This window comes from Variovorax sp. PvP013, from assembly GCF_050435945.1.
Taxonomy (GTDB): domain Bacteria; phylum Pseudomonadota; class Gammaproteobacteria; order Burkholderiales; family Burkholderiaceae_C; genus Variovorax.
Genome location: NZ_JBNDLF010000003.1, coordinates 46160 through 60883, shown reverse-complemented (window position 1 = coordinate 60883; position 14724 = coordinate 46160). Strand labels below are relative to the sequence as shown.

Here is a 14724-nt window from a genome sequence, read left to right as displayed (position 1 = left end):
CGACGGCGAGGGGGGCCATGGCGATCCGGCGCCGTCGCGCGGCGGCGGCGCCTTCCTGGCGATGGCCGGCTGGATCGGCGGCACGGCGCTGCAGCTGCAGCAGCCCGCGCTGTGGGACGCGGCCGTCTACGGCGTGGTCGGCCTGGCGGGATTGATGGGACTGGCGGTCCGGGCGGCGGCGCCGATCCCCGGGCGCCGATCGCGCCTCGGTGGCGGCTTCGCGCGGGGCGCGACCTGCCTGCTGCTGGCCGCCCTGGCCGGGGCCGGCGCGACCGGCTGGCGCGCCGCGCGCTACGCCGCCGACGCGCTCGATCCCGGCCTGGAAGGACGCGACCTGCAGGTCGTCGGCGTGGTCGCCGGTCTGCCGCAGCACGGGGAGGGCGGCACGCGCTTCGCCCTGGCGGTCGAATCCGTGCGCCGGGCGGCGGCGCCGACCGTGGGACGTGCCGACGCTGGCGCCGCGGAGGGTCCGCCGGTCGCTCGCGCGCCCGACCGGATCGCGCTCGCCTGGTACGCCGAAGGCACCGCGAGGCCGCCGCCCCTGCACGCCGGCGAGCGCTGGCGCCTCACGGTGCGCCTGCGGGCGCCGCACGGCGACGTCAACCCGCACGGCTTCGACACCGAGCTGTGGATGTGGACGCAGGGCGTACGCGCGAGCGGCTACGTGCGCGCGGGCGCAAACGACGCCGCGCCGCTGCGGCTGGCGGCGACGGGGCGCCATCCCGTCGAGCGCGCCCGCGAGGCGGTGCGCGACGCCGTCTTCGAACGCATCGCCGATCGCCGCGCGGCCGGCGTCGTCGCGGCGCTGGTCACGGGCGACCAGGGCGCCATCGAACGCGCCGACTGGGACGTGTTCCGCGCCACCGGCGTGGCGCACCTGATGTCGATCTCCGGCCTGCACGTCACGATGTTCGCGGCGCTGGCGTCGTTCGCCGTCGGCGCGGCCTGGCGGCGCAGCGCGCGGCTCATGCGGCGCTGGCCGGCCCAGCGCGCGGCCCTGGCCGGCGGCGTGGCGCTGGCCGCGGCCTATGCGCTGTTCAGCGGCGGGGGCGTGCCCGCGCAGCGCACGGTCTGGATGCTGGCCACGGTCGCGCTGCTGCGGCTGTCGGGGCGGCGCTGGCCATGGCCCTGCGTCTGGCTGCTGGCGGGCGGGGTGGCGGTGGCGATCGATCCGTGGGCGCTGCTGCAGGCCGGCTTCTGGCTCAGCTTCGTCGCGGTGGCCGCGCTGTTCGCCACCGACACGGCCCCGGCCGTCGACCACCGCGGTCCGGGCTGGCGCCGGCGCCTCGCGCGGCTGGCGCGCGAGCAGGTCGTCGTCACGCTGGCGCTCACGCCCCTGACGCTGCTGCTGTTCCAGCAGGTGTCGGTGGTCGGTCTCGCGGCCAACGCGACGGCCATTCCGTGGGTGACGCTGGTGGTCACGCCGCTGGCGATGGCGGGCGTGGTGGCGCCGCCGCTGTGGGACCTGGCGGCGCTGGCCGTGCAGGCGCTGGCGTGGGGGCTGCAGGGCCTCGCGGCGCTGCCCTTCGCCACGCTCTCGATGGCGGCGCCGCCCGTGGGGCTCGCCGTCTGCGGCGTCGCCGGCGGGGTGATCGCGTCGATGCGGTTGCCGTGGCGGCTGCGGCTGCTCGGCCTGCCCCTGCTGCTGCCGGTGCTGCTGTGGCAGCCGGCGCGGCCCGCCGTCGGCGAGTTCGAATTGCTGGCGGCCGACGTCGGGCAGGGCAACGCGGTGCTGGTGCGCACGGCCACCCGCAGCCTGCTCTACGACGCCGGTCCGCGCTACAACCCGGAGAGCGACGCCGGCGTCCGCGTGCTGGTGCCGCTGCTGCGCGCCCTCGGCGAGCGGCTGGACACGGTGGTGCTGAGCCACCGCGACAGCGACCACACCGGCGGCGCGGCGGCGGTGCTGGCGTCGCAGCCGCGCGCCGCGCTGCTCGCCTCGATCGAGGACGGACACCCGCTGCAGGCCCTGCGCCCGGCGCGGCGCTGCGTGGCCGGCCAGCGCTGGTCGTGGGACGGCGTGGATTTCGAGGTGCTGCATCCGCTGGAGCGCGATCACGACGCGCCGGGCGCCAAGCCCAACGCGCTCTCGTGCGTGCTGCGCATCGGCAACGGACGCGCCGCCGCGCTGCTGGCCGGCGACATCGAGCGCGCGCAGGAGGCCGCGCTGGTCGGGCGCGCCGCCGAGGGCGCCCTGCGCGCCGACGTGCTGCTCGTTCCTCATCACGGCAGCAGGACCTCGTCGAGCCCGCCGCTGCTCGACGCCGTCGCGCCCCGGCTGGCGCTGGTGCAGGCCGGCTGGCGCAACCGCTTCGGGCATCCGGCGCCGGCCGTGGTCGAGGCCTATGCGGCGCGCGGCGTCGCGCTGGTGGACAGCCCGCACTGCGGCGCGGCGGGGTGGTCCAGCCGGGCACCGGGCGAGGTGCGATGCGAGCGCGCGGCACGCGCGCGCTACTGGCATCACCGCGTGCCCTGAGCCGACCGGGGCAGTCGGAGCGGGACGTTTGTGTGCCGGGTTTTCCCTGGAAAAGTTTCGGCCTCGGCAACTTTCGGCGCTTTGCTTGACGCCGGCGTGGCACGGGGAATTCAATGCGTCGGGTTCCGGCGCCGGCCTGGCGCCGGTTCCGGTGAACGAAACAACGACGAGAGACGACATGACCGCCAGAACGCGCGTTCCCGCCTCCATGCTGGCCCAGCGGGCCGTGGAGCCCACCTCGTCGGTCGAGCGCGCCTGCCGCATCCTGCGCGCGCTGTCCGACCCGGGCGTCACGCGCCTGACCGACATCGCGCTGGCCACCGGCCTGGACAAGACCACCGCATTGCGCCTGCTCGACGTGCTGGCGCAGGACGGGTTCGTCGTGCGCGACGCGCGCACGAAGCACTACCGCCTGGGCGCCGAGCTGCTGGTGCTGGGCGCCGCGGCGCTGGCGCGCTTCGACCCACGTCCGCTGGCGCGGCCGTCGCTGCTGCGGCTGACCGGCCGGTTCGAGGACAGCGTGATCCTGTCGATCCCCAGCGGCATCGAATCGCTGTGCGTCGACGTCGAGGAAGGCCGCTACCCGATCCGCGCCAACTACCTGTCCATCGGCAGCCGCCGCCCGCTGGGCGTGGGCGCGGGCAGCCTGGCGCTGCTGGCCTGGATGCCCGAGGCCGAGCGCCAGGCCGCGCTGGCCGTGATCGCGCCGCAGCTGCAACGCTATCCGCGCATCACGGCGCGATTGCTGGAGGACCACGCCCGCGCGGCGCGCGAGCGCGGCCACGCGGTGCTGCTGGACGTGGTGGTCGAACGCATGGGCGGCATCGCGGTGCCGATCCTGGGCGCCGACGGCCGGCCCGTCGCGGCCTTGAGCATCGCCGCGCTCAACGAGCGCATCACCTCGCGCGAGGCCGAGCTGGCGCAGGCATTGCGGCACGAGGCCGCCACCTGCGAGGTGCTGTGGAGCCGCGCCGCGTCCGGCGGCGGCGCGGGCGCGGGCGCCACGACCACCACCACCGTGCGGCACGGGAGGATGCATTGATGGCCGCGACCGCCGCCGCGCCCGGCAGGGCCTGGATCACCGGCGTCGGCGGCACCGCCTTCGGCCGCCACGAGGGGCAGGGCGCGCTCGACCTCATGGCGCGGGCCGCGCGCGCGGCCCTGGACGACGCCGGCCTGCGCCGCGCCGACGTCGACGGCGTGCTGTGCGGCTACGCCACGACGTTGCCGCACCTGATGCTGTCGACCCTGTTCTGCGAGCGCTTCGCCCTCGACCCGGCCTACGCGCACGGCATGCAGGTGGGCGGCGCGACCGGCGCGGCCATGCTGATGCTGGCGCGCGAGCTGGTGCGCGGCGGGCGCTGCCGCCACGTGCTGGTGGTGGCCGGCGAGAACCGCCTGAGCGGCCAGTCGCGCGACAGCGCCATCCAGACGCTGGCGCAGGTCGGCGATCCGGACTACGAGGTGCCCAACGGGGCCTCGGTGCCGGCCTACTACGGCCTGATGGCCTCGCGCTACCTGCACGAGACCGGCCTGGCCGAGGCCGACCTGGCCGAGTTCGCGGTGCTGATGCGCGCCCACGCGCGGCGCCACCCCGGCGCCCACCTGACCACGCCGATCACGGTGGCCGACGTGCTGGCCTCCAAGCCGATCGCCGCGCCGCTCAAGCTCATGGACTGCTGCCCGATCTCCGACGGCGCGATGGCGCTGGTGGTGTCGGCCGCGCCCGTCGGCGACGGCGGCGACGGCACGCGCGTGGCCCTCGCCGGCGCCGGCCAGGCGCACCGCCACCAGCACCTGAGCGCCATGGCCGACGTCATGGACTGCGGCGCGGCCGTGGCGGCGCGGCGCGCCTTCGCCGAGGCCGGGCTGGGCGTCGCCGACATCGACCACCTGGGCATCTACGACTCCTTCACCATCACGCTGACCATGCTGCTCGAGGAGATCGGCTTCGCCCTGCGCGGCGGCGCGGCGGCCCGGGCGCGCGCCGGCGACTTCTCGCCCGACGGCGCGCTGCCGCTCAACACGCACGGCGGCCTGCTGTCCTTCGGCCACTGCGGCGTGGCCGGCGGCATGGCGCACGCGGTCGAGGCGTTCCGGCAACTGAGCGGCCGCGCCGGCACGCGCCAGGTGGCCCGGCCGCGCCACGCCTTCGTGCACGCCGACGGCGGCGTGATGTCCTCCCACGTGAGCCTGATCCTGTCGCGGGAGGACGCGCCATGACCGCATCGTCGAACCCGGCCGCCGGCACGTCCGGCGCCCCGTCCATCCCCGCCGCCACGCCCTCCGGCGCGCTCGCCGCGCCCTTCGTCGAGGGGCTGGCGCGGCACGAACTGCGCTTCCAGCGCTGCGGCGCGTGCGGCATGGCGCAGACCCTGGCGCGCCACGCCTGCACGCGTTGCGGCGGCGAGGCGCTGGCCTGGGAGACCGCGCGCGGCACCGCCACGCTGCACGCCGTCACCGTCGTCGCGCGCGCGCCGTCCGACGCCTTCCGCGCATTGGCGCCGTACACGCTGGTCCTCGCGCAGCTCGACGAAGGGCCGCGCCTGATGGCGCATGCCGATCCGGGCCTGCGCATCGGCGAGCGCGTGACGGCCGGCTTCTTCGTGCACGAGGGCCGCACGCTGGTGCGCTTCGCGCGCGCCGATCCCGCCGCCGGCTGAGCACGCGCCACGGCACCGGAGCCACCGGTCATCGACAGGAACCACAGGAGACAACGACATGCATTCGATCCGCTTCCTTCCTACGCGACGCCGCCTGCTCGCGGTCGCCGCTGCCGGCGTGGCACTCGGTCTGGCCGCGTCGGGCAGCGCGCAGGCGCAGTCGCCACCGACGGCCTATCCGACCAAGCCGGTGCGGCTGGTGGTGCCCTATCCGCCGGGCGGTCCGACCGACATCGTGGCGCGGCTGGTGGCGCAGAAGCTCTCGGAGCAGACGGGTCAGCAGTTCGTCGTCGACAACCGGCCGGGCGCGGGCGGCAACCCCGGCGCCGAACTGGTGGCGCGCAGCCCGGCCGACGGCCACACGCTGGTGGTCGCCACCACGGCGCACGCCATCAACCCGTCGCTGTTCAGGAACCTGGGCTACTCGCTGTCGAAGGATTTCGCGCCGGTGTCGCAGCTCACCAGCGGGCCGCTGGTGATCGTCGTCAATCCGCAGCTGCCCGTGAACAACGTCGCCGAGCTCGTCGCGCTGGCCAAGGCCAGGCCGGGCGAGCTGAACTTCGCGTCCTCGGGCAACGGGCAGTCGACGCAGCTGTCGGCCGAGCTCTTCGCCGCCATGGCCGGCGTGCGGATGAACCACATCCCCTACAAGGGCAGCGCCCCGGCGCTCACCGACACCATGGGCGGCCAGACGCAGCTGATGTTCGATACCATGCTCTCGGCCCTGCCGCACGTGAAGGCCGGCAAGCTGCGCGCGCTGGCGGTGACCAGCGCCGCGCGCTCGCCGGTCGCGCCCGACGTGCCGACCGTCGCGGAGTCCGGGCTGCCGGGTTACGAGGCCATCGCCTGGAACGGCCTGCTCGCGCCCGCGGGCACGCCACCCGAGGTGATGGCGCGCCTGAGCGCCGAGCTGCGCAAGGCGCTCGCCGCCCCGGACGTGAAGGACCGGTTCGAGGCCCAGGGCTTCGCCGCCGCCTGGAGCGCGCCGGCGGACTTCGGCCGCTTCATGGCCGCCGAGGTCGACAAGTGGGCGGCCGTGGTCAAGACCTCCGGCGCGAAGGTGGATTGAGATGATCGACGTCCATCGCCTGAAGGCCTGGCGTTTCGACGAGGTGGTGCAGCGCTACGACGCCGACGACGCCATGCGCTACGCGCTCGCCCTCGGCCTGGGCGGCGACCCGACCGACGCGCGGCAATTGCGCTTCGTCAACGACGCGCCGGTGGCGCCGCTGGCATTGCCGACGATGGCGGTGGTGCTGGGCTTCCCGGGATCGTGGATGCGGGATGCGGCCACCGGCATCGACTTCGCGCGCATCGTGCACGGCGAGGAGCGCGTCGTGTGGCACCGGCCATTGCCCGCGGCCGGCACGGTGCGCGCGCGCCACCGCGTCACGCGCGTGGTCGACAAGGGGCCGGGCCGCGGCGCCACCATCACCTACGACAAGACCCTGCACGACGCCGAGGACGGCGACGCGCTGCTGGCCACCGTGACGCACACCACCTTCGCGCGCGGCGACGGCGGCTTCGCGACGCCGCAGGCCCCCGGCGATCCCGCGCCGCCCGCGCCCGCGCCGCTGCCCGAGGGCGCGCCGCACGACGTCGTCGACATCCCGACCCTGCCGCAGCAGGCGCTGCTCTACCGCCTGTGCGGCGACCGCAACCCGCTGCACGCCGACCCGGCCACCGCCCGCGCGGCGGGCTTCGAGCGGCCGATCCTGCACGGCCTGTGCACCTGGGGCATGGCCGGGCACGCCCTGCTGGCGCGCTGCGCCGACAGCGATCCGGCGCGGCTGCGCAGCCTGTCGGCGCGCTTCTCGGCACCCGTGTTCCCGGGCGAGACGTTGCGGCTGGAACTGTTTTGCGACGGCACCGAGCTGCGCTTCCGCGTCCGCGTGCCGGCGCGCGACCGGGTGGTCCTCGACCACGGCCACGCCGTGCTCGCGGGGCCATCGGACGAACGAACGACCCCAGGACGATCCGACAACGACGAGGAGACCACATGACGACCCGAACCGACCGGCGCCGAGTTCCGGCTTCCCTTCCCATCCCCACCCTCGGGCGCCGGGCCCTGCTCGCGGGCGCGGGCGCGGCCGCCGCGCTCGGCGCGCTGGCCGCGCCGGGCGGCGCCTTCGCGCAGGCCGCCTTTCCGAGCCGGCCGGTGCGCTTCGTCGTGCCGTTCCCCGCCGGCGGCCCGGTCGACACCACCGGCCGCGCGGTGGCGCAGAAGCTGTCGGACGTCTGGGGCGTGGCGGCGGTGGTCGACAACCGCGCGGGCGCCGGCGGCATCGTCGGCGCGGAGATCGCGGCCCGGCTGCCGGCCGACGGCCATCACGTGTTCGTCTGCAGCATCCACCACGCGGTGCTGCCCAGCCTCAAGCCCCGGCTGGCCTACGACATCGAAAGGGATTTCGCGCCGCTGAGCTTCGGCGCGATGTTCCCGGTGGTGCTGGTGGCGCACCCGGGCGTGCCGGTGAAGTCGGTGGCCGACGTCGTCGCGCTCGACCGGCGCGCGCCGGGCACGCTGAGCTACGGCTCCGCCGGCAGCGGCGGCGGCACGCACCTGGCCGGCGAGCTGTTCAACATGCAGGCCGGCACGAAGCTGCTGCACGTGCCCTACAAGGGCAGCGCCCCGGCCATGAGCGACCTGCTCGGCGGCCAGGTGCAGTTCATGTTCAGCGACGCGCCGACCGCGCTGCCGCAGATCCGGGCCGGCAAGGTGCGGGCGATCGCGGTGGCCAGCGCGCGGCGCTCGGCCCTGCTGCCCGACGTGCCGACGGTCGCCGAGTCGGGCCTGACCGGCCTGGCGGGCTACGAGGCGTACTCGTGGGCCGCCTTCCTGGCGCCGGCGGGCACGCCGCCGGCGCTGGTGCAACGGTTGAGCGACGACATCGGCAAGGCCCTGAACGACCCGCAGGTGCGCCAGCGCCTGCAGGACGCCGGCGCCGAGGCCATGCCCACCACGCCGGAGGCCTTCGCGAGGATGCTGCACGCCGAGATCGCCAAGTGGACGAAGGTGGTGCGCACCGCCGACATCAAGGTCGACGGATGACGACGCCCGAGCCCGTTCCCGCCACCTCCCCGGCGTCCGCCGCGCGCCTGCTCGCGCGCCGCGACGGCGCGGTGCTGGTGCTGACGATCAGCAACCCGGCGGCGCGCAACGCGATGCACCCGTCGCTCTATCGCGCGGCGGTCGAGGTCCTGCGCGCGGCGGCCGGCGACCGCGCGGTGCGCGCCATCGTGCTCGCGGGCGAGGGCGATCACTTCTGCGGCGGCGGCGACGTCAAGCGCCTCGCCTGGCAGCGCGATCGTCCGCGCGAGGAGCAGGCCGCGCACCTCGACGCGCTGCACGACTGGGTAATGGCGATGCACGACGCGCCGCAGCCGGTGATCGCCGCCGTCGAGGGCGCGGCGGCCGGCGGCGGCTTCTCGGTCTGCCTGGGCTGCGACCTGATCGTCGCGGCCGAGGACGCGCGGTTCGTCATGTCCTATGTCCGGCTGGCGCTCACGCCCGACGGCGGCGGCTCCGACTCGCTCGCGCGCGCGCTACCGCCGCAGACGGCGCTGGAGCTGCTGCTCGACGGCGGCGTCTGCGATGCCGCGCGGCTGCACGCGCTGGGCGTCGTCAACCGCGTGGTGCCGCGCGGCGAGGCCCTCGCCACCGCCCTGGCCTGGGCGCGGCGGCTGGCCGACGGCCCGTTCGACGCGCAGGCCGACATCAAGCGGCTGGTGCATGCCGCGCGCGGCCGCTCGCGCCGCGCCCAGCTCGACACCGAGCGCGACGCCTTCGTCCGGCACCTCCACGGCGAGGCCTGCGGCGCGGGCCTCGCGGCGTTCCTCGAAGGGCGTCGCGGCTGATCCGGCCGGCCCGTCCTTTCTTCCGTTCCTTCCCGTCTCCTTCCCATCCCGCGAGGCCCCGCTCCATGTCCGACCTGCTCGAATCCGCCCTCGACCCCCGCTCGGTCGCCGTCATCGGCGCCTCCGAGAACATCCACAAGATCGGCGGCCGGCCGATCCACTACATGCAGAAGCACGGCTTCCGCGGCCGCATCTATCCGATCAATCCGGCGCGCGAGGAGGTCCAGGGCCTGCGCAGTTACGCCTCGCTCGACGCCCTGCCCGAGGTGCCCGACCTGGCGATGGTCATCGTCGGCGGCGAGAAGGCGGTCGAGGCCGTCGCGCAGTGCGCGGCGCGCGGCGTGAAGTCGGCGGTGGTGGTCGCCTCGGGCTTCGGCGAGACGGGCGAGGCGGGACGCGCGGTGCAGCGCGCCATGGTCGAGACCGCGCGCGCGGCCGGCATGCGGGTCTACGGTCCCAACACGCAGGGGCTGGCGAACTTCGGCACCGGCGCCATCGCCGGCTTCTCGACCATGTTCGTCGAGGTGCCGCCGGCCGACGGCCCGGTGGGCATCGTCAGCCAGAGCGGCGGCATGTGCGCCATGGCCTACGGCCTGCTGCGCGGGCGCGGCGTGGGCGTACGCCACGTGCACGCGACGGGCAACGAGGCCGACGTCACGGTCGCCGATCTGGCCTGGGCGGTGGCGCACGATCCCGACGTGAAGCTGCTGCTGCTCTACCTGGAGACCATCGCCGACCCGGCGCTGCTCGCGCGCACCGCCGCCTACGCCCGCGAGCGCGACCTGCCGATCATCGCGGTCAAGGCGGGGCGCTCGGCCAGCGGCCAGAAGGCGGCGGCCTCGCACACCGGCTCGCTGGCCAACGAGGACCGCACGGTCGACGCCTTCTTCCGCCGGCACGGCATCTGGCGGGTGCGCGACCCGCACGCGCAGGCGCTGGCGGCCGAGGCGTACCTCAAGGGCTGGCGGCCCGAGGGCCGGCGGCTGGTGATCGTGAGCAACTCCGGCGCCAGCTGCGTGATGGGCGCCGACGCCTCCGAGGACTTCGCCCTGCCGCTGGCCGAACTGGCCCCCGCCACCCGCGCCGACGTGGCCGCCCGCCTGCCGGGCTTCGCGACGGCGGTCAATCCGATCGACATCACGGCGGCGCTGCTGTCCAACAGCGGCCTGTTCGGCGACGTGCTGCCGGCGCTGGCGCGCGACCCGGCGGCCGACCTGTTCTTCGTCAACATCCCGGTGGCCGGTGCCGGCTACGACGTCGATGCCTTCGCGCGCGACACGGCGGCCTTCGCGCGCGACACCGGCAAGCCGGTGGTGGTGGCGGCCTGGCAGGACGCGGTGGCCGCGCCCTTCCGGGCCCAGGGCATCCCGACCTACGCCAACGAGCACGACGCCCTGGGCACGCTGGCGCAGCTGGCTTCGCACACCGCGCTGATGCGCCGCGCCCTCGTGCCGTGGCCGGCCGGCGCCGCGCCCGCGCTGCCGCCGGGCTCCGGCCGCTTCCTCGACGAGGCGCAGAGCCTGGCGGTGCTGGCCGCCGCCGGCGTGCCGGTGGTGCCGCACCGGCTGTGCCGCAGCGCCGACGAGGCCGCCGAGGCGCTGGCCGCGGTGGGCGCGCCGGCGGTCGTCAAGGCCTGTTCGCGCGACGTGCCGCACAAGTCCGAGCACGGGCTGGTGGCCCTGGACGTGGCCACGGCGGCGCAGGCCCGCGCCCTGTTCGAGCGCCAGTGGGCGACGCTGGCCGACCTGGGCGCGGCGCAGGACGGCGTGATCGTCGCAGCCATGCGCCGGGGACAGCGCGAGTTCATGGTGGGCGCGCGCATCGATCCGGTGTTCGGCCCGGTGGTGGTGGTGGGCGACGGCGGCAAGTACGTCGAGGCGCTGCAGGACGTGGCCGTGCTGGTGCCGCCCTTCGCCGCGGCGGACGTGACGGCGGCGCTGCGCACCTTGCGCATCGCGCCGCTGATCGAGGGCGTGCGGGGCGATCCGCCGCTCGACGTCGCGGCGCTGGCCGAGGTGGCGGTGGCGGTCGGGCGGCTCATCGTGGACGCCGGCGGCGCGATCGCGTCGATCGACGTCAACCCGGTGCTGGTCGCGTCCCGGGGCGAGGGCGCCATGGCGCTGGACGCCCTGATCGAGCGGGGAGGGTGAGCCGCCGCGTCGCGCCCGTGCAAAAGAACGCCGCTGCTTGGCCTCGAAATTGCTAAGCTCCATGCAGGAGAAATGGTTGTTCACATGCACAAATTCGACGAGATGTACGAGCAGCTGCCCTATGCCGGCGCTGCGATCCGCAGCCATTACGCGCGCTACGACCAGTGGCTGTCGCGCCAGTCCGGGGAACTCATGCGCTCCCGGCGCGAAGAGGCCGAGCTGATATTCCGCCGTGTCGGCATCACCTTCGCGGTGTACGGCGCCAAGGACGAGGACGGTTCGGGCACCGAGCGGCTGATTCCCTTCGACCTGCTGCCGCGCATCATTCCGGCGCACGAGTGGGAACAGATGGAGCGGGGCCTGGTGCAGCGCGTGACGGCGCTCAACCGCTTCATCCACGACGTCTACCACGACCAGGAGATCATCAAGGCGGGCATCGTCCCGGCCGAGCAGATCCTGAACAACGCGCAGTTCCGCCCAGAGATGATGGGCGTGACGGTGCCCAACAACGTCTACTCGAACATCTCGGGCATCGACATCGTGCGCGCCCCCGACGCCCAGGGCAACGGCGAGTACTACGTGCTGGAGGACAACCTGCGCGTGCCCAGCGGCGTGAGCTACATGCTGGAGAACCGCAAGATGATGATGCGGCTCTTCCCCGATCTCTTCAGCCAGAACCGCATCGCGCCGGTCGCGCACTACCCCGACCTGCTGCTGGAGACGCTGCGCGCGAGCGCGCCGCCGGCCACCGCCGAGCCGACCGTCGTCGTGCTCACGCCGGGCATGTACAACAGCGCCTACTTCGAGCACGCCTTCCTCGCCCAGCAGATGGGCATCGAGCTGGTCGAGGGCCAGGACCTGTTCGTCAAGGACGACTTCGTCTACATGCGCACCACGCGCGGACCGAAGCGCGTGGACGTCATCTACCGCCGCGTCGACGACGACTTCCTCGACCCCGAGGTCTTCAAGCCCGACTCCACGCTCGGCTGCGCCGGCCTGATGCGCGCCTACCGCGCGGGCAACGTCGCCATCTCCAACGCCGTGGGCACGGGCGTGGCCGACGACAAGTCGATCTACCCCTACGTGCCGAAGATGATCGAGTTCTACCTCGGCGAGCAGCCGATCCTGAAGAACGTGCCGACCTACATGTGCCGCAACAAGGACGAGCTGCAGTACACGCTCGACCACATGAAGGACCTGGTGGTCAAGGAGGTGCACGGCGCCGGCGGCTACGGCATGCTGATCGGCCCGGCCGCGACCCAGGCCGAGATCGAGGACTTCAAGCGCGCCGTGATCGCCAAGCCCGACGGCTACATCGCCCAGCCGACGCTGAGCCTGTCGACCTCGCCGACCTTCGTCGAGTCGGGCATCGCGCCGCGCCACATCGACCTGCGGCCCTTCGTGCTGACGGCCAAGGAGGTGCAGATGGTGCCCGGGGGCCTCACGCGCGTCGCGCTCAAGGAAGGCTCGCTGGTGGTGAATTCGTCGCAGGGCGGCGGTACCAAGGACACCTGGATCATCGAGGGCGACCGTCGCGGCGCCCGGCAGGCGGCCTCCGACATCGCCGCCGCGGCCGTGCAGGCCCAGAAACAAACATCGGCCTGAGGCCCAGAGGAGACGCCACCCATGCTGTCACGCACCGCCGATCACCTCTACTGGATGTCGCGCTACACCGAGCGGGCCGAGAACACGGCCCGCATGCTCGACGTCAACTACCAGACCTCGCTGCTGCCCCAGTCCGCCCAGGTCGCCAAGTACGGCTGGCAGGGCGTGCTGTCGATCAGCGAACTGCTGCCGGCCTACAACAAGGAACACGACCAGATCACGCCCGGCGAGGTGATCGACTTCATGGTCAAGGACGAGGACAACCCGTCGTCGATCATCTCCTGCCTCAAGGGCGCGCGCGAGAACGCGCGCGCCGTGCGCGGCGCGCTCACCACCGAGGCCTGGGAGACGCAGAACACGACCTGGCTGGAGGTCAACCGCATGCTGCGCAGCGGCGCGCTCGAGCGCGATCCGGCCCAGTTCTTCGAGTGGGTGAAGTTCCGCTCGCACCTCTCGCGCGGCGTCACGCTGGGCACGATGCTGCAGGACGAGGCGTTCTACTTCTCGCGCCTGGGCACCTTCCTGGAGCGCGCCGACAACACCGCGCGCCTGGTGGACGTGAAGTTCCACGCCCTCAACAGCGAGTTCTTCGGCACCGCCACCGAGGAGGACCAGGAGTACGACTTCTATCACTGGAGCGCGATCCTGCGCAGCGTCTCGGCCTTCGAGACCTACCGCAAGGTCTACCGCGACGTCATCAAGCCCGAGCGCGTGGCCGAGCTGCTGATCCTGCGCGCCGACATGCCGCGCTCGCTGCACCACAGCCTGCACGAGGTGGTCGCCAACCTCGACCAGGTCTCCAACGACCCCGGCAGCGAGACGCGCCGCCGCGCCGGCAAGCTGCTGTCGGACCTGCAGTACGCGCGCGTCGACGAGATCCTGGCCACCGGCCTGCACGCCTACCTCACGCAGTTCCTCGACCGCGTCAACGAGGTCGGCGCGCGCATCAGCCAGGACTTCCTGGTGCCGGCGTCCTGACCGGCCACCGGCCGGCGTCCGTCCACCGTTTCCCCGCGCGACGCCACGACCGGTCGATGCCTGCCCGGCCGCTTCCCGCCGCCTCGCCCACGCCCTCCATCGACGCCCTCGGCCACGGTGCCGGCGACAGGCGCATCGAGGTCCTGCGCGGCATCGCCGCCACCGGCAGCATCTCGCAGGCGGCGCGCGAGACCGGCATCAGCTACAAGGCCGCTTGGCAGGCGATCGACATCCTGACCAACCTCGCCGGCGTGCCGCTGGTGCGGCGTGCCGTGGGCGGCGCGGGTGGCGGCGGCGCCGCGCTGACGGCGCAGGGCGAGCGGCTGCTCGAACTGGCGCAGGCGCTCGACGCGGCACGGCGCGAAGTGCATGCGCGCTGGCTGGCGGCGGGCGCAGGGCCGGATGGCGGCGATCCGGACGACGGCACCGGCCTCGTGCCCGCCGACGCCCGACCTGCCGACGCCACCGCCGCGACGCTGTCGCGCCTCGCGCTGCGCACCAGCATGCGCAACCAGCTGCCCGCGACGGTCGAGCATCTGGAGACGACCGGCCGCATCGTGCGCGTGGTCATGCGGCTCGACGGGCGTGCCGCCGACCACGCCGCCGCGCGCATCACCCGGGAGAGCGCCGAGCTGCTGGGACTGCGGCCCGGACTGCCGGTGATCGCGCTGTGCAAGGCGACGGCGGTGCGCATCGAACGCCGCACACCGGCGCGCGCGGGCACGCGCGGCCAGTCGATCCCGGGGACGGCGGGAAGCGCCGACGATCCTGCGGGGATCAACCACCTCGAAGGCATCGTCGCCGGCGCCACGCGCGGCGAGGGCGGCGACGAGCTGGCCGTCGCGCTCGCCGGCGGCCTGCAGCTCATCGGCTTCGCCGCCGGCGGCACGGTCCTGCGCACGGCCCAGCGCGTGCGCGCATCGATCGACGAGGCGGCGCTGGTCGTCGCGCTGGCGGGCTGAGGCACGCGCGCGAATCCGTCCGCGTCCGACGATGG

Annotated in this window: 12 protein-coding genes; all 12 read left to right on the top strand. The window is 74.3% G+C overall.

Translation table 11 applies throughout. The features are described 5' to 3' along the window. The first annotated feature begins 61 nt into the window (after window positions 1-61). The 12 genes from ABID77_RS10670 to ABID77_RS10615 all read left to right on the top strand — a co-directional run bounded on the left by ABID77_RS10670 (window position 62) and on the right by ABID77_RS10615 (window position 14689). Window positions 62-2476, top strand: coding sequence for a DNA internalization-related competence protein ComEC/Rec2 (locus ABID77_RS10670; protein ID WP_429596111.1), 2415 nt, complete (start codon window positions 62-64; stop codon window positions 2474-2476). Between the two features lie 178 nt (window positions 2477-2654). Next, window positions 2655-3518: an IclR family transcriptional regulator gene (locus ABID77_RS10665; protein ID WP_429594952.1), complete on the top strand. Its 864-nt coding sequence runs from the start codon at window positions 2655-2657 to the stop codon at window positions 3516-3518. Beyond that, window positions 3518-4699 (top strand): thiolase family protein, encoded by a 1182-nt coding sequence (locus ABID77_RS10660; protein ID WP_429594950.1) that lies wholly within the window; start codon window positions 3518-3520, stop codon window positions 4697-4699. Before ABID77_RS10665 ends, ABID77_RS10660 begins: the two co-directional genes overlap by 1 nt. Continuing rightward, a complete protein-coding gene (locus tag ABID77_RS10655; protein ID WP_429594947.1) occupies window positions 4696-5139 on the top strand; it encodes a Zn-ribbon domain-containing OB-fold protein in 444 nt (147 codons plus the stop codon). The genes ABID77_RS10660 and ABID77_RS10655 overlap by 4 nt, the downstream gene beginning before the upstream one ends. A gap of 58 nt (window positions 5140-5197) precedes the next feature. Further along, window positions 5198-6208 (top strand): tripartite tricarboxylate transporter substrate binding protein, encoded by a 1011-nt coding sequence (locus ABID77_RS10650; protein WP_429594944.1) that lies wholly within the window; start codon window positions 5198-5200, stop codon window positions 6206-6208. Window position 6209: 1 nt separating this feature from the next. Further along, a complete protein-coding gene (locus ABID77_RS10645) occupies window positions 6210-7142 on the top strand; it encodes a MaoC/PaaZ C-terminal domain-containing protein (RefSeq protein ID WP_429594941.1) in 933 nt (310 codons plus the stop codon). Then, window positions 7139-8188, top strand: coding sequence for a tripartite tricarboxylate transporter substrate binding protein (locus tag ABID77_RS10640; RefSeq protein ID WP_429594938.1), 1050 nt, complete (start codon window positions 7139-7141; stop codon window positions 8186-8188). Before ABID77_RS10645 ends, ABID77_RS10640 begins: the two co-directional genes overlap by 4 nt. Continuing rightward, window positions 8185-8994 carry an oxepin-CoA hydrolase, alternative type gene (locus tag ABID77_RS10635; protein WP_429594935.1) on the top strand — a complete coding sequence of 270 codons (810 nt, stop codon included), beginning with the start codon at window positions 8185-8187 and terminating at the stop codon, window positions 8992-8994. Before ABID77_RS10640 ends, ABID77_RS10635 begins: the two co-directional genes overlap by 4 nt. Window positions 8995-9059: 65 nt before the next feature. Continuing rightward, complete coding sequence (locus ABID77_RS10630) at window positions 9060-11144, top strand: acetate--CoA ligase family protein (RefSeq protein WP_429594932.1); 2085 nt, start codon at window positions 9060-9062, stop codon at window positions 11142-11144. An 84-nt stretch (window positions 11145-11228) separates the two neighbouring features. Continuing rightward, complete coding sequence (locus tag ABID77_RS10625; protein WP_429594929.1) at window positions 11229-12749, top strand: circularly permuted type 2 ATP-grasp protein; 1521 nt, start codon at window positions 11229-11231, stop codon at window positions 12747-12749. A gap of 21 nt (window positions 12750-12770) precedes the next feature. Beyond that, window positions 12771-13727, top strand: coding sequence for an alpha-E domain-containing protein (locus tag ABID77_RS10620; protein ID WP_429594926.1), 957 nt, complete (start codon window positions 12771-12773; stop codon window positions 13725-13727). A gap of 56 nt (window positions 13728-13783) precedes the next feature. Beyond that, window positions 13784-14689 (top strand): TOBE domain-containing protein, encoded by a 906-nt coding sequence (locus tag ABID77_RS10615; protein WP_429594924.1) that lies wholly within the window; start codon window positions 13784-13786, stop codon window positions 14687-14689. Window positions 14690-14724: the final 35 nt, after the last annotated feature.

What these genes read in the sequence shown, in the direction of transcription:
- ABID77_RS10630 (WP_429594932.1), top strand. Translation starts at nt 9,060, where the DNA reads ATGTCCGACCTGCTCGAATCCGCCCTCGACCCCCGCTCGGTCGCCGTC.
- ABID77_RS10635 (WP_429594935.1), top strand. Translation starts at nt 8,185, where the DNA reads ATGACGACGCCCGAGCCCGTTCCCGCCACCTCCCCGGCGTCCGCCGCG.
- ABID77_RS10650 (WP_429594944.1), top strand. Translation starts at nt 5,198, where the DNA reads ATGCATTCGATCCGCTTCCTTCCTACGCGACGCCGCCTGCTCGCGGTC.
- ABID77_RS10655 (WP_429594947.1), top strand. Translation starts at nt 4,696, where the DNA reads ATGACCGCATCGTCGAACCCGGCCGCCGGCACGTCCGGCGCCCCGTCC.
- ABID77_RS10615 (WP_429594924.1), top strand. Translation starts at nt 13,784, where the DNA reads ATGCCTGCCCGGCCGCTTCCCGCCGCCTCGCCCACGCCCTCCATCGAC.
- ABID77_RS10625 (WP_429594929.1), top strand. Translation starts at nt 11,229, where the DNA reads ATGCACAAATTCGACGAGATGTACGAGCAGCTGCCCTATGCCGGCGCT.
- ABID77_RS10645 (WP_429594941.1), top strand. Translation starts at nt 6,210, where the DNA reads ATGATCGACGTCCATCGCCTGAAGGCCTGGCGTTTCGACGAGGTGGTG.
- ABID77_RS10660 (WP_429594950.1), top strand. Translation starts at nt 3,518, where the DNA reads ATGGCCGCGACCGCCGCCGCGCCCGGCAGGGCCTGGATCACCGGCGTC.
- ABID77_RS10640 (WP_429594938.1), top strand. Translation starts at nt 7,139, where the DNA reads ATGACGACCCGAACCGACCGGCGCCGAGTTCCGGCTTCCCTTCCCATC.
- ABID77_RS10665 (WP_429594952.1), top strand. Translation starts at nt 2,655, where the DNA reads ATGACCGCCAGAACGCGCGTTCCCGCCTCCATGCTGGCCCAGCGGGCC.
- ABID77_RS10620 (WP_429594926.1), top strand. Translation starts at nt 12,771, where the DNA reads ATGCTGTCACGCACCGCCGATCACCTCTACTGGATGTCGCGCTACACC.
- ABID77_RS10670 (WP_429596111.1), top strand. Translation starts at nt 62, where the DNA reads ATGGCCGGCTGGATCGGCGGCACGGCGCTGCAGCTGCAGCAGCCCGCG.